Origin of the sequence: Antribacter soli, from assembly GCF_021568775.1 — a bacterium.
Classification (GTDB): Bacteria; Actinomycetota; Actinomycetes; order Actinomycetales; family Cellulomonadaceae; genus Antribacter; species Antribacter soli.
The window spans coordinates 109,769-122,333 of the sequence record NZ_JAKGSG010000011.1 but is presented as its reverse complement, the minus strand read 5'-3'; the positions used below and the strand labels follow the sequence as shown (position 1 = coordinate 122,333).

14 protein-coding genes are annotated in these 12,565 nt (G+C 72.7%); 5 read left to right on the top strand and 9 right to left on the bottom strand.

Annotated features, from left to right (window positions below):
• Positions 1 to 117: 117 nt before the first annotated feature.
• Positions 118 to 444, bottom strand: a complete 327-nt coding sequence (locus L1785_RS03345) for a hypothetical protein (protein WP_236087716.1) — start codon at positions 442 to 444, stop codon at positions 118 to 120.
• Positions 445 to 935: 491 nt separating this feature from the next.
• Positions 936 to 1,280, bottom strand: a complete 345-nt coding sequence (locus tag L1785_RS03340) for a hypothetical protein (protein WP_236087715.1) — start codon at positions 1,278 to 1,280, stop codon at positions 936 to 938.
• Between the two features lie 271 nt (positions 1,281 to 1,551).
• On the opposite strand from L1785_RS03340, the gene L1785_RS03335 reads away from it, so the two are divergent.
• Positions 1,552 to 2,004 (top strand): XRE family transcriptional regulator, encoded by a 453-nt coding sequence (locus L1785_RS03335; RefSeq protein ID WP_236087746.1) that lies wholly within the window; start codon positions 1,552 to 1,554, stop codon positions 2,002 to 2,004.
• Positions 2,001 to 2,477, top strand: coding sequence for a HepT-like ribonuclease domain-containing protein (locus L1785_RS23135; protein WP_236087714.1), 477 nt, complete (start codon positions 2,001 to 2,003; stop codon positions 2,475 to 2,477). The genes L1785_RS03335 and L1785_RS23135 overlap by 4 nt, the downstream gene beginning before the upstream one ends.
• A gap of 227 nt (positions 2,478 to 2,704) precedes the next feature.
• On the opposite strand, the gene L1785_RS03325 is transcribed toward L1785_RS23135, so the two are convergent.
• The 3 genes from L1785_RS03325 to L1785_RS03315 form a co-directional block, all read right to left on the bottom strand.
• The gene (locus L1785_RS03325; RefSeq protein WP_236087713.1) at positions 2,705 to 2,866 is read right to left on the bottom strand and encodes a hypothetical protein; all 162 of its coding nucleotides are present in this window, start codon (positions 2,864 to 2,866) and stop codon (positions 2,705 to 2,707) included.
• Between the two features lie 163 nt (positions 2,867 to 3,029).
• On the bottom strand, positions 3,030 to 3,239 hold the full coding sequence (locus L1785_RS03320; RefSeq protein WP_236087712.1) for a hypothetical protein: 210 nt from the start codon (positions 3,237 to 3,239) through the stop codon (positions 3,030 to 3,032).
• A 66-nt stretch (positions 3,240 to 3,305) separates the two neighbouring features.
• Positions 3,306 to 4,880, bottom strand: coding sequence for an OmpA family protein (locus L1785_RS03315; RefSeq protein ID WP_236087711.1), 1,575 nt, complete (start codon positions 4,878 to 4,880; stop codon positions 3,306 to 3,308).
• Positions 4,881 to 4,948: 68 nt separating this feature from the next.
• On the opposite strand from L1785_RS03315, the gene L1785_RS03310 reads away from it, so the two are divergent.
• Complete coding sequence (locus tag L1785_RS03310) at positions 4,949 to 6,025, top strand: acyltransferase family protein (protein ID WP_236087710.1); 1,077 nt, start codon at positions 4,949 to 4,951, stop codon at positions 6,023 to 6,025.
• Between the two features lie 24 nt (positions 6,026 to 6,049).
• On the opposite strand, the gene L1785_RS03305 is transcribed toward L1785_RS03310, so the two are convergent.
• Both L1785_RS03305 and L1785_RS03300 read right to left on the bottom strand, forming a co-directional pair.
• Positions 6,050 to 6,658: an acyltransferase gene (locus L1785_RS03305; RefSeq protein WP_236087709.1), complete on the bottom strand. Its 609-nt coding sequence runs from the start codon at positions 6,656 to 6,658 to the stop codon at positions 6,050 to 6,052.
• A 219-nt stretch (positions 6,659 to 6,877) separates the two neighbouring features.
• A complete protein-coding gene (locus L1785_RS03300; protein ID WP_236087708.1) occupies positions 6,878 to 7,039 on the bottom strand; it encodes a hypothetical protein in 162 nt (53 codons plus the stop codon).
• On the opposite strand from L1785_RS03300, the gene L1785_RS03295 reads away from it, so the two are divergent.
• Positions 7,023 to 8,282, top strand: a complete 1,260-nt coding sequence (locus L1785_RS03295) for an MFS transporter (RefSeq protein ID WP_236087707.1) — start codon at positions 7,023 to 7,025, stop codon at positions 8,280 to 8,282. The genes L1785_RS03300 and L1785_RS03295 overlap by 17 nt on opposite strands.
• Positions 8,279 to 9,298, top strand: a complete 1,020-nt coding sequence (locus L1785_RS03290) for a hypothetical protein (RefSeq protein ID WP_236087706.1) — start codon at positions 8,279 to 8,281, stop codon at positions 9,296 to 9,298. The genes L1785_RS03295 and L1785_RS03290 overlap by 4 nt, the downstream gene beginning before the upstream one ends.
• 823 nt (positions 9,299 to 10,121) lie before the next feature.
• Here the strand turns inward: L1785_RS03290 and L1785_RS03285 are convergent.
• Positions 10,122 to 11,471, bottom strand: coding sequence for an O-antigen ligase family protein (locus L1785_RS03285; protein ID WP_236087705.1), 1,350 nt, complete (start codon positions 11,469 to 11,471; stop codon positions 10,122 to 10,124).
• Positions 11,468 to 12,556, bottom strand: a complete 1,089-nt coding sequence (locus tag L1785_RS03280) for a hypothetical protein (RefSeq protein WP_236087704.1) — start codon at positions 12,554 to 12,556, stop codon at positions 11,468 to 11,470. Before L1785_RS03280 ends, L1785_RS03285 begins: the two co-directional genes overlap by 4 nt.
• Between the last annotated feature and the right edge of the window lie 9 nt (positions 12,557 to 12,565).

The window sequence follows — 12,565 nt, the reverse complement described above, 5'->3', positions numbered from 1 at the left end:
TCGGTAGTTCGTCGGGGGGGGGGGGGGGCGGGCCGGGCGACAAGGGACCGGCAAGCCAACACGCCGTGGGGTGCATGATCGGCAGCTCGAACTGCCGATCATGCGACGAACTACCGATCACTCCGTGGCGTGTCCATTCCCAACTGATACTCCTGCCGAATTCGAGTATGGCGCGTAGCGCAGGACCCACTCACCTTCAGGCGCGTCCGGGTCAAGCCCGCGGAGGTTCACAGTGCTGGACCGCCATCGCGCGCGAATCGAATCGGGCATCGCGATGGAACCCTGCTGAAAGTGCGCCATCCCGTCATACCAATCAAGGTTGACAAGGTCGAGTCGAACCGATCGAACGACCTGCTCCAGGAACTGCGTGACAACTGCGCTGTCATCGACCGTATAGTCGACGGCAATGAATTCCGTTCGCTTCACTCGCACCACCTTGTTCATGCCAGGCGGATCGGCGTTGACGGACCCGATCCGGCCGAGATGCCGTCAGAGCCTGGCCCCACCCGGTATCAGGACAGCCAGCGACGAATCGATTCTTCGGCCAATTGGACCCGGCGCCTACCTCGCGAAGAAATGGCGTACGTTGCGACAGACGTCAACTCGACCTGGTCCCCCTCGGCCGTCGTCACTACTGGTACAACCAGCATGCCACCCCACCATGTGTCGCAGATTCCGGGACCTCCACACGGGCCGGCCTGTTGATCCGCAGAGACTTGCCAATCCTCCGCTCCACGATCCCATTCGCCGTGCAAACGACGCAAATTCTCGCGCCGGCAATGGTGAATCCCAGAGAGGCCACACCGCCAGACACGGCACCCCATCGAGTGATTGGATCACTTGTACTGTCGAAGAAGACGGCGGCCGAGATCATGAGGAATGTTGCGCCTACAAGCGAGAGCAGCGCGCGCCAGCCAACTGGCCTCACATGCGAGTCACTGATGAACACTGGTGCCACCCGCTCCGGTCTCGTCCTGCACTGCAACTGCGCTCGAGCGCCCCTCGACATACTCGTCCACGGTCATGTCGTACAACCACTCGCCTTCTTCCATATCCGCCGTATTCCACGCCACGGTCGCACCCATGTCTTGCAGGACGCGCACTTCTTTCGCCGTCGCCTTTCGCGGCTTGCCCGCACGTAGCCCCAGTGCATGCAGCCGCCGCTTGGCCTCGTTCAAGTTGTCGGCAGCGGCGATCGCCAACGAGGGAAGCAGGTTGCTCGTCGAGGCTCTTGGCAACTTGCCGCGACTGGATAAATCCGAGAAGTAGAAGTATTTCATCCACGTCACCTCCAGCTGTTGAGCCGCTACACGCGCTGCTCGGAGCGTTCGACCAGACGCAGCCGACCGGCATGGCCGAGTGCGGCTTTGAGGCATCCGCACGCCCGCGAGTCCCCCGCGGCGCAAAGGTAGCGAACAGATCCTGGAGGAGTCCATGGATTCCAGCGGGCGTCATGTCACGCCCGGTCAGCCTTTGGAGCACGCATGACGCCCCACGCCGAGGCCGTGCCATAACAGATCCGCTATACCGCGGTACCGTGGTGGCGTGGACATGGACTTCCCCCGGTGGCTCAAGGCTCGGCGGACAGCACTCGGCCTGACCCAGACGCGCCTGGCGGAGCTCTCGGGCGTCCACCAGCCCACGATCGCGTCGGTCGAGTCGGGCCGGCGGGCGGCCACGGACGACGTCCGCCGTCGGCTCGTCGCCGCGTTGCGTGCGCGACCCGGCGACCTCCTGGCGCGCAACCGGGAGGCCGTCCTGGCCACCGCGGCACGGTTCGGGGTGCGCGACGTCCGCGTCTTCGGGTCGGTCGCGCGGGGCACGGACACCGAGTGGTCGGACGTGGACCTGCTGGTGACGTTCCCCGACACCGAGTCCCGGCTGGGGTTCTTCGCACTGACGGAGGCATTCGAGGAGCTCCTCACCGTCGACGTCGACGTCGTCGACGACACGGGCGAGAGCCGCACGCTGGACGAGGCCCGGCGTGAGGCGCTCGGGCTGTGACCGGCGGCGAGGCGGAGCACCCTAGGTTCCGACGCGACCCCGCGCCGCCGGGGAGCCTCGGCGACGTCGCGCGGCGTCCTTACGATCCCGGGCAGACCCAGCGTCGGCTGCGCGATCTGGTCGTGTTCGTGGACCAGGCCGCTCAGATCGTGGCGGCCGGCCATGACGCCTTCGTCGCGAAGGACGCATGGCAGCCCCGGGCCGCCGCCACGTACCTGATCATCGAGATCGCGAGCGTGGCCGAAAAACTGCACGGCCGGGTGAAGGAGCACTTCCACACGGTGCCGTGGCGGCAGATCGCCCAGACGCGGAACATCGCCGCGCACCAGTACGACGACGTCAACTACGAGATCGTGTGGGCGGTGCTCAGTGTGGCGGTCCCCCGGCTCGCTGCCGACCTCGGGCTGCCCGCGTCGCCGGACGACCCGATCGACCTCCCCGACGAGCTGGCCGCACCCGAGCGCCCGGCTTGAGTCGTTCTCACTCGCCTCGGTGAGCGACTCCACTCGTCGTAGCCAAGGTGTCTTTGGCTACGCCATGCCCCGGTGCCATACCGGTCGATGTCCGCTCACTGTGAGTTGACATCGTCAACCCACAGTGAGCGGCCCCGGCAGTCGAGTGCCAACCGAAGGCGCCAACAGCCGGAGCCAGGCCTTTCCAGGTGGCGGGACGATGAACGACTCAAAGAATCCGAGCCCGTTCAGGCCTCATTGATCTCGACCCGGCGACCCGCGCGGGAGTCACCGACGCGCTCGAAGAACCACTCGCACAGGAGCTCGATCCAGGGATAGGCGTACCCGTCGGAGCCCACCTCGGCCGTCGACCTGAGAGGCAGGTGCAGTGTCACGGTCTGCTCAGTCAACCGTTCGTCCTTCCGCGCAGGGGTAGCAGGGCCAGACGGTAACCCACCGCCGCCCCGTACGACCGGCACATCACTCGAGGATGGGACGGCGCCTGGCAGCAGGCTGAGGAACAACGCGTCCTCGGACGGGCCGCACGGCCACAGCGGCTCCGGATCGCGCCCCTCACGCGAGGGACACCCGCGGCTCGTCGAGCGCCACGACGAGCAGACTGACCACGAAGTCTTCTCGGGTGTCATCCCACAGCTCGTGGAGGGCCACCGCGACAACGCGGTCACAGCCAAGACCGCGCTCACGCAGGAAGTCCGCACCCGTCTCCAGGAGCGCTGGGACGTCGTTGCCGGGCGCGTCCGCCGGCCGCTCGACGTGGAACACGCGGGCGGGAGCCCCGTCTCGTAGCGCGGCGGGCAACGGGTACGGCGCCGGAAGGACGAAGTCGGCCTACCCCTCCACCGGCACGTCCGTGAGGCGCAGCGGCATGGTGCCGGTCGCCTCGCCGAGCTGCAGCGTCACCGACTCTGCGCCCTCGACGTCCGGGTAGATGGCGGTAAACGTCAGCGTCTGGCCGCCGTCGATGCGCCGCAGCGTGTCCGCCTCGCCGAGCGGAAACCACGTGGGCCGCCCGCCCGCGGTCTCGCCGGCCAGGTAGTCGAGCGGGTACACGGCCGTGCTGCCCGACAGCAGCACCAGGCTCATCGCGTCGCGCGGCGAGTCGGCGTCTCGTCCGCGATACGACCAGAGGCCGTTGAGGAACGCCACGCCGTCCTCGTCGTCCACGGCCTCGTCGAGCGCCGTCACCTGGACCTCCACGACGAGGTGCCCGTCCACGCGGGTCGCCCGCGGCGCGGCAACCCGGTACGGGCGGTTCGACGTCACCTCGACGCCCTCGGGGCCCGCCCCCACTGGTCCGGCGCCGAACGGCGGCAGCTCGCCCTCGGCCTGCACCGTCGTCTCGGTCACGACCTCGGACGTCAGAGTGAGCGTGACGCGCCGGTTCAGCGCCCGGTTCGCGTCGCCGTCGTTCGGCACGAGCGGCTCGGACTCGCCTCGCCCCTCGGTGCGGATCGGGTAAGCGCCAGTGTCGATGCGCTCGGTGAGAGCCGCGGCCACGGCCTGTGCGCGGCGTTCCGACAGGTCGAGGTTGTGGTCGTCGTCCGCGATGTCGTCCGTGTGCCCGACGACGTCGATCGTCCCCGGCGCACGCCCCGCAAGGTGCGCCGCCGCGGCGTCGACGGCGGCGACGGCCTCGGGCGTGAGCTCGGCCGAGTCGACGGCGAACAGCACGTCCGCGCCGAGCGTGACCTGCACCTGCTCCGTGGTGGTCAGGGTGGAGACGGCGCCGTCGAGCTCGCGCGTGTACGAGTCGAGCGCGACGACGGGCGCCTCGGCGACGGCGTCGAGGTCGAGGGTCGCCTCGCCGTCACCCGTGTCTTCGGTGCCCGACGCCGGTCGCAGGGCTCCGGCGGTCGCCTCGCCCTCGATCACGGGAACCTCGGGTAGGTAAGCGCCCGGCAGGAGCAGGCCGAGGCTGTCCTGGTCGGCGGGCGGCGCGGCGTAGGCGGACCGGACTCGCAGACCGGCGGCCGGGATGGTCGGCGACTCGTCGAGCGTGGTGACCGCGTCCCCGCCAGCGTCGAGCGCGACGGTGTAGACCGTGTCGGCGGGCAGGTCGACCAGGCGGAGGCCGCCGCCCGCCGTGGTGTGCACGCCGATCTCCGTCTCGAACAGATCGTCGACCGCGAGGTCCTCGCCCTCCGGGGTGCCGGGCAGGAGGTCGAGCGTGAGGATCGCATGCTCGCCCGCCCGGACGACCGGATGCACCTCGACGGTGAGCTCACCGCCACCGGCGACGATCGCCGTCGTCGCGACGACGTCCTCGGGGCCAGGCCCGGCCGAGGGAGACGCGACGGGCGTGCCCGGCCCGGGCTCCGGCGTCGGGCCGCCGGATGCGGCGGGCGTGCAGGCGGCAAGGGTCAGCGCAAGGGCCATGACCAGGGCAGGAACCGTTGGACGCACGCACGACTCCTACCACGTCGGCCACCTGAGCGCCGATCGCCGCACGGGCGCCGCCTACGATGGGGCGCGTGACTGCGCCCTGGACCTCGACCGGCGCACGACCCCGGGAAGAGCTGCCACCGCGCCTCGCCTGGGCCGACACGGCCCGCGGGCTGGCACTCACCCTGGTGGTGCTGTTCCACGCGACGGACTACTCGATCGGCTTCGGCTTCGACGCGTACGGCGTGCGCGAGGTGAACGACGCCGTGCGGTCGCTGCGCATGCCGCTGTTCTTCGCCGTCTCGGGGCTGTTCGCCGGGCGCTGGGTGGCGGGCGGCTGGCGCCCCCTGCTCCGCGGGAAGGTCATGTTCCTGGTGTGGGTCTTCTGGTTCTGGGAGGCGGTCACCACACTCGTGCGGCTCTTCGTGGGCTGGCGCAGGGGGACGCCCGCCGAGGTGACGAGCGAGATCCTGCTCGCGCCGCTGATCCCCCGCACGGAGCTCTGGTTCCTGTGGACGCTCGCCGTGTTCTTCATCGTCGCCCGGGCGGTGCGACGGGTGCCGGTCGCGGCCCAGATCGCCGTCGCGGGCGGGCTCGCCGCCGTCGCGCTGGCCGGGTGGGACGCCGAGGTGATCGCCTGGCGGGCGGTCGCCGAGTACCTCGTGTTCTTCCTCGGCGGGCTGCACCTGCGGACGGCGCTGATCCGCTTCGCGGACGGGCTCGGCTGGACGACGGGTCTGCTGGCGGTGGCCTTGTGGGCGGTCGCGGTCGGCCTGGTGCGCGGGCTCGCGCTCGAGGAGGTGCCCGGTGCCTACCTGCTCTGCTGCGTCGCGGGCGTTCCGGCCGGGATCGCGCTGGCGCGGGGGCTCGCCTCCCTCGCCGCTCAGGACGTGCGGGCCGCGGACACGGTGCGCGGGTTCGGCGCCCGGACGCTGCCCGTCTACGTGGCGCACGCCGCGCTGGCGCTGCTCGTGGTCCGGGCCGTGGACCTCACGGTCCCGACCCCGCCGGACCCCGTGGGCAACCTGCTACCTGTCCTGGCCGTGCCCCTGGTGGTGTGGGCAGGGCTGCAGGTGCACGACCTGCTCCAGCGCGCCGGGGCCCGGTGGATGTACGAGCCGCCCGGACTCGTGGGGCGGGTCGCCGGCGGCCGGCAGGGGCGGTGAACCGCGCAAGGACGACCCGCCCGCTCACACGGTGAGCGCGTCCTCCTCGGCCGGCCGCAGCCCGTCGTCGGCCTCGACGTACTCCTCGCCCGTCGCCGGGCAGCGCCAGAGACCCTCGCCCGCCTCCTCGAGCGGCACGCCCGCGCGCCCCACCCAGCGGATCCGGCGTGCGGGAACCCCCGCCACCAGGGCGAAGTCGGGGACGTCGCGCGTCACCACGGAGCCTGCGGCGACCGTGGCCCACCGCCCGACCGTCACAGGCGCGATGCACACCGCCCGGGCTCCGATCGACGCCCCGGTGCGGACCGTGACGCCGACGGCGTGCCAGTCGTCGGCCGACTTCACGGACCCGTCGGGGTTCACGGCCCGCGGGTAGAGGTCGTTGGTGAGAACGGCCGCGGGTCCGACGAAGACGCCGTCCTCCAGGATCGCAGGCTCGTAGACCAGGGCGTGGTTCTGCAGCTTGCAGCCGGCACCGATCACGACCCCCGGCCCGACGTAGGCGCCGCGCCCCAGGGTGCAGTCCTGTCCGACGACGGCGTCCTCCCGGACCTGAGCCAGGTGCCACACCGACGTGCCCTCGCCGATCGTGGCACGCTCGTCGACGTCGGCCGACTCCGCGATCCGAGACATGTGCACCTCTCCCGCCCCGTACGACGCACGCCCGGATGGTCCGGGGCGCTCGCTGCGAGACTAGCGACGCGAGCTCTCCCCGGGCGCGGCCTCACGGGGGTGAAAGGCCAGGTTCACCCGGGCGAGCACGCCCAGGTGCCGGTCGCCCCGACCTACAGTGACGAAGCCCGAACCTGCACCGACCCCGGGGACCCCGTTGAGCTCTCTCACCCGACCCGCTCAGCGGTCCGACGCCGAACCGCCCGCGCCGCGGACCACCGGGTCGACCGCTGGCTCGAGAGCGGCCAAGGAGACGGCATCCCGGAAGAGCGCACGCCGGTCGCGCGTCGTCCCGCGCGTCAGCTCGACCGTCGTCACGCTCGGCGTGGTCAGCCTGCTCACCGACGTCTCCTCGGAGGCCGTCGCCGCCGTCCTGCCGCTGTACATCACTGCCTCGCTGGGCCTGACCACGGTCGCCTACGGGTTCGTGGACGGCCTCATGCAGGGCGCGAGCGCACTCGTCCGGGTCGCCGGCGGGTGGGCCGCGGACCGGGGCGACCACCCCAAGTGGGTGGCCGTCGCGGGGTACGGGCTGTCCGCCCTGACGCGGGTGGGCCTGCTCCTGGCGTCGGGCTTCGCAGCCGTCGCGGCACTGGTCGCCATCGACCGGGTCGGCAAGGGCGTGCGCACGGCGCCGCGCGACGCCATGATCGCGGCGTCCTCGGACCCGCGGTCGCTCGCCCGGTCGTTCGGCACGCACCGCGCGCTCGACACCGCGGGCGCCGCGCTGGGCCCGCTGCTCGCCTTCGTGGTCCTGTGGGCGATCCCGGACGGCTACACGACGGTGTTCGTGATCTCGCTCGGGGCCGCGGTCCTGGGTCTCGGCGCGCTCGTCCTCCTCGTGCCGGACGTCCGGCCCCGACGAGCCGCCTGGCTCGACCGGCACCAGACGCGCGAGGGCCGCGGCCTGCCGAAGTGCAAGGGCTGCACGTGCGACGCCCTCGGCGGCCTGCGGCCCGCGGAGCGCCCGTTCAGCTGGTCCTTCCTGCGTGACCGGGCCACCCGGCGGCTGCTCGTCGTCGCCTCGGTGCTGGGCCTGCTCACGGTGGGCGACGGATTCGTCTACCTCGCCCTGCAGGATCGCGACGGGTTTGCCACCCAGTGGTTCCCCCTCCTGTACGTGGGCACCAACGCCGCCTACATGCTGCTCGCGACGCCGGCCGGCCGGCTCGCCGACCGGTTCGGCCGCGGCCGGGTCCTCGTGTGGGGCCACTGCCTGCTCGTCCTCGCCTACCTCTGCGCCGCGCTCCCCCTGGGCGGCGCCGGGACCACGGTGCTCGCGCTCGCGCTGCTCGGCGCCTTCTACGCCACGACCGACGGCGTCCTCGCGGCTCTCGCCGGCACGCTCGTCGCCGTGCCCGTGCGGGCGACGGCGATCGGCACGGCCCAGACGGTCGTGGCGGTGGCCCGGATGGTCGCCTCGGCCGGCTTCGGGGTGCTCTGGTTCGCCGTCGGGCGCGAGGGCGCCCTCCTGGTCGTCGCCGCGGTCCTGGCCGCGGCGGTCCCGGCGGCCTGGACAGCGCTCCGGCACGTCCAGAGCCGGGCCGAGGCTGCCGCGGTGCCCGACGACGGAGGAGCCGCGTGACCGTGCGGGCGAGGGTGGCGGTGTTCGCGGTGCTGGTGATCGTGGTCCTGACGGCGGTCGCGGGGTTCGCGACGGCCGAGCTGCGCCGGTCGCAGGCGGAGCGCTCCGCCCCGAGCGACGTGGCAACCACGATGCCGGACGCGGTCACCGGCCCCCGGCTCGTGTTCCGGAGCACCGCGCCCGGCGACCTGTACGGCCTGGTTGCCGCCGTGCCGCTCGACGACCTGGCCGGCCCGCGGGCCGTCGCGTCCGTGGCGTGCGACCGCGTCGACGCCACGGACGACGCTGCCGTGTGCCTGCGGACGGTCCGGGGCGTGGTCACCACGTTCGAGGCGCAGGTGCTGGACGCGGCCTGGCAGGTCACGGAGTCATGGCCGCTGCCCGGCGTGCCGAGCCGCACCCGGTTCTCGCCGGACGGCACCCTCGTCTCGACGACGTCGTTCGTCACCGGCCACTCGTACGCGACGACGGGCTTCTCGACGGAGACCGTGGTGCGCACGGCGGACGGCGCGGACCCCGTCAACCTCGAGGACTTCGCGCTGTTCGTCGACGGCGCCCCCGCCGCCCCGGTCGACCGGAACGTGTGGGGCGTGACGTTCGTCGACGACACCTCGTTCTACGCGACCGTTCAGTCCCGCTCGCTCGGCAGGACGTGGCTCGTGCGCGGCGACCTCGCCGCGCGCACGCTGACCACGGTGCTCGACGGCGTCGAGTGCCCCTCCCTGTCGCCGGACGGGACTCGCATCGCGTTCAAGCACGACACCGATCCGGGCACGGGCTTCCGCTGGGCACCGGCCGTGCTGGACGTGGCCACGCTCGACGTGACGGTGCTGGAGGCGGAGACGCGAGACGTCGACGACCAGATCGCGTGGCTCGACGACGAGACCCTGCTCTACGGCCTGCCCCGCGCCGACCAGCCCGGTCTGACCGACGTGTGGTCGCTGCCTGCCGACGGTTCGGGGACGCCCGAGGTCGCGGTCCCCGAGGCGTGGTCCCCGGCGGTCGTCCGGGGCTGAGGCACGTCCAGCACCGCCAGGGCCCACAGGATCGCGTCGGCGAGCAGAGCCGACGCGGCGACGGAAGCGGCCACCAGGGCGGCCACCGCCTCCACGGCGGTGACCGGCCGCTGGCTGACGAGGGCCGCGGTCGCCACCACGCACACCACGGCGAGGACGAGCGGCCAGACCCTCGGTGCCGGCACCGGGCGAGCAGCCCCGGCGTGCCGGACCCGCACGGCCGCCGCGAGAGCCCCGAGCACTGCGGCCGCGCACGCCGTCACGACGACGGGCAGCACCGCGTCGGCTGCGTCGTGCCACCGACCGACGACCACGCCCACCTCGGCACCCGTCACCAGGAACGCCCCCACGACGGCGACGCGGCCGCGCAACCGCGACGGGGTGACCGCCAGCACGGCGAGCAGTGCCGACGACGCCGTGGCGGTGTGCCCGCTGAGCGTGCGTCCGCCGTCGGGCCCGTAGGCCGGGAACGGCACGAGGCCGGTCTTCGCGGCCTCGACCAGCAGGAACGAGCCCGCCGTGGCGGCGGCGACCACGAGAGCGCGCACGACGCCGCGCCGCCGGAGCAGGACGACGAGGCAGACCAGGGCGGTGAGGGCGAGCACGGGCGGCATGATCCACTTCAGACCGCCGCGCAGGACCCGCCACGCCCCGTCCGCCAGTGGGGTGACGAGCGTCGTCAGCGTCTGCGACCACTCGTGGGCCGCAGGCCCGGCGAACGCCAGCGCGAACAGCGGCGGGAGCGCCGCGACCACGACGGCGACGGCGACCCACCCGGCCGCCCGGGCGGCGCCCGGCAGCACTTCATGTGGCGCGCCCACGCCTACCACCCCCCGCGGTGCGTCGACAGGCCGCCCTGCGGCACGAACACCGGCTCCCAGGTCGACTCGAGCTTCCGGAGCGCCCCGGCCATGCCGAGCACGAGGAACAGCGCGCCCATCGTCATCGGGAAGGCGAACGCGTCGAAGAAGCTGAGGCTGACGAAGCCGACCGTGACCGACGCGACGAGGGCGAGCGCGAGGTCACGGGTCCGCTCGTCGCTGCTCAGGGCCCGCACGCGCAGGAGGCTGCCGACGGTGACGAGCCACACGGCCAGGAAGAGTGCGGTTCCCACGATGCCGATCGTGACGAGGAGCAGGAGGTACTGGTTGTCGAAGATCCGGTACTTCGGCAGGAACGTGCCGAGTCCGCGACCGAACAGCGGGTTGCGGGCGATGAACTCCTCCGCGAGGCCGAAGCTGTCGGTGCGGGAGGTGATGCTGGGGTCGTCGGAGACGTCGGTGAAGAGGCCGAGGATCGAGTCGGCGACGTTCGGGGCCGCGGCGAACGCGGCGAGCACTCCGACGCCGCCGAGGATTGCCACCACCGCCCGGCGCTTCGCCGGCCAGCCGATCATGACGATGCCGGCGCCGATCGCCGCCCCGATGTACGCGGAGCGCGACCCGGTGAGCGGGATGAGGAGCACCAGGAGAACTGCCGGCGTCCAGCGGACCCTCGGCGATCGCTCCTTGTGGTGGAGCGCGACGTGCAGCGCGATCGGCAGGAGCATCATGACGAGCACGCCGTACTCGAGAGGATGCGCCGCCGTGCCGGCCGGGCGGAAGAGCCCGCCGCGCCACGTGAGGCCGAGGTCCCCCGTGCCCGTGAGGCCGGGGATCGTGAACCGGTCGACGAAGGCCTGCCCGGAGACGACCTGCGCGAGCCCCAGCGCGGCGAGCACGCCGCCGCACAGCGCCATGCGTCGCACCAGGGTGTCGAACCGGGCGCGCGACGGGATGCCGTCGTGCGCCACGAGGAGGGTCCCGGACCAGGCCAGGAGCGAGAGCAGGGCGACATCGGCCGGGCTGACCTCGTCGCCGTTGATCGGGCGGGCCATCACGATGATGTACGTCAGCCCGACGCTGAAGGCGAACAGGCCCAGGGCGGTCCGGACGGGGTGCACCTGCAGCGGACCCGGACGGGACGTCCCGACCCCGAGGAGCAGCCACAGCAGGAAGCTGCCCAGCCCGAAGACCATCGACGGAGCCCCGGCGCTGCCGAGCGGGGCGAGCACCTGCTTTGCGGGGACCGCGAACAGGACCACGAGGTACACGCTGAGCCAGAAGACCGCGTCGAGCCGGAAGCCGCGCTCGGTCCGTAGCCGGAGGGAGAGCGGCCGCGCCGCCGTCGTCATCCGGTCTCCGCGTCGGTCACCTGTGGCTGTTGCTCACCGCCGCGCCCGACGACGTGCCAGCGCGGGTTCTCCGCAGCGTCCGGGCGCTCCTCCGCGTCCGGACGGCGCGGCGGCGCGGTCGGCGGGATCGCCACCGGGCGGGCCGAGGGCTGCTGCCCCGGTACGGTCCGGAGCGGGGTGGGGGGCGCGGCCTGCTGCGGCGTCGCATGGGGCGGTGTGGCCGGTGACGCGGGCGCGGCCTGCGGCGGCGCGACCTGCGACGGCGCGGGCTGCGGCGCCACGTTGCGCGGGGCCGGCTGGGACGGCTGGGACGGCACCGGCTGTGGCCGGCCGTCCGGTGGCGAGGCGACCGGGTGGAGCGGTACGGGCGCGTCCGCGGGACGGCGGGATGCGGCGCCCGGCACCTGCACGACCTGCACGGGACCCCCGGCCGCCGTGGCCCGCGCGGCTGCCCCGTCCGCCCCGGAAGACTTCTGCCGTACGGTGTCACGGCGGCGCAGCGCGAGCCCGTCCGCCCCGAGGGCCATGAGGCCGGTCGTCACGAGTCCGGCGCCCACCGCTGCGATCAGGGCGCGGACGGTGCCGCTGTTGTCGGTCGTCGCTTCCTCGTCCATCGTGAGCTGCATCGACTGGACGACGGACTCCGGTGGTGCGTCGACCTCCTGCTGAAGCCGCCCGAGCTCTCGCGGGATCGAGTCCGCGATGTAGCCGAGCGCGGCGACGGCGGCCTCCGGCGTCTTCTCCTTGACGTCGACGGCGATCACGGGACCGCGGGTCGACTCCTCGATCGCGACGACGTACTCGGCGTCGGGGGCCACCTCGGCGACCTGGTCCTTCGCCACGTCGCTCTCGTAGTAGGCGACGAGGATGCGGGCCGGGAGATCGAGACCGCCCAGCACCAGGAACGGGTTCCCGCCCTCGCCGACCGCCTGGTCCGACGGCAGCAGCAGCAGCAGGCCGCGCGCCGTGTAGACGGGCGGGGTGAGGACCCAGGCGCCGTAGCCCAGCCACCCGGTGAGGAGCAGACCCAGGAGCACCACGTACCAGCGACGCCCAAGTGCCCGGACGATCTCGGAGAACGTCATGCGGGTGAG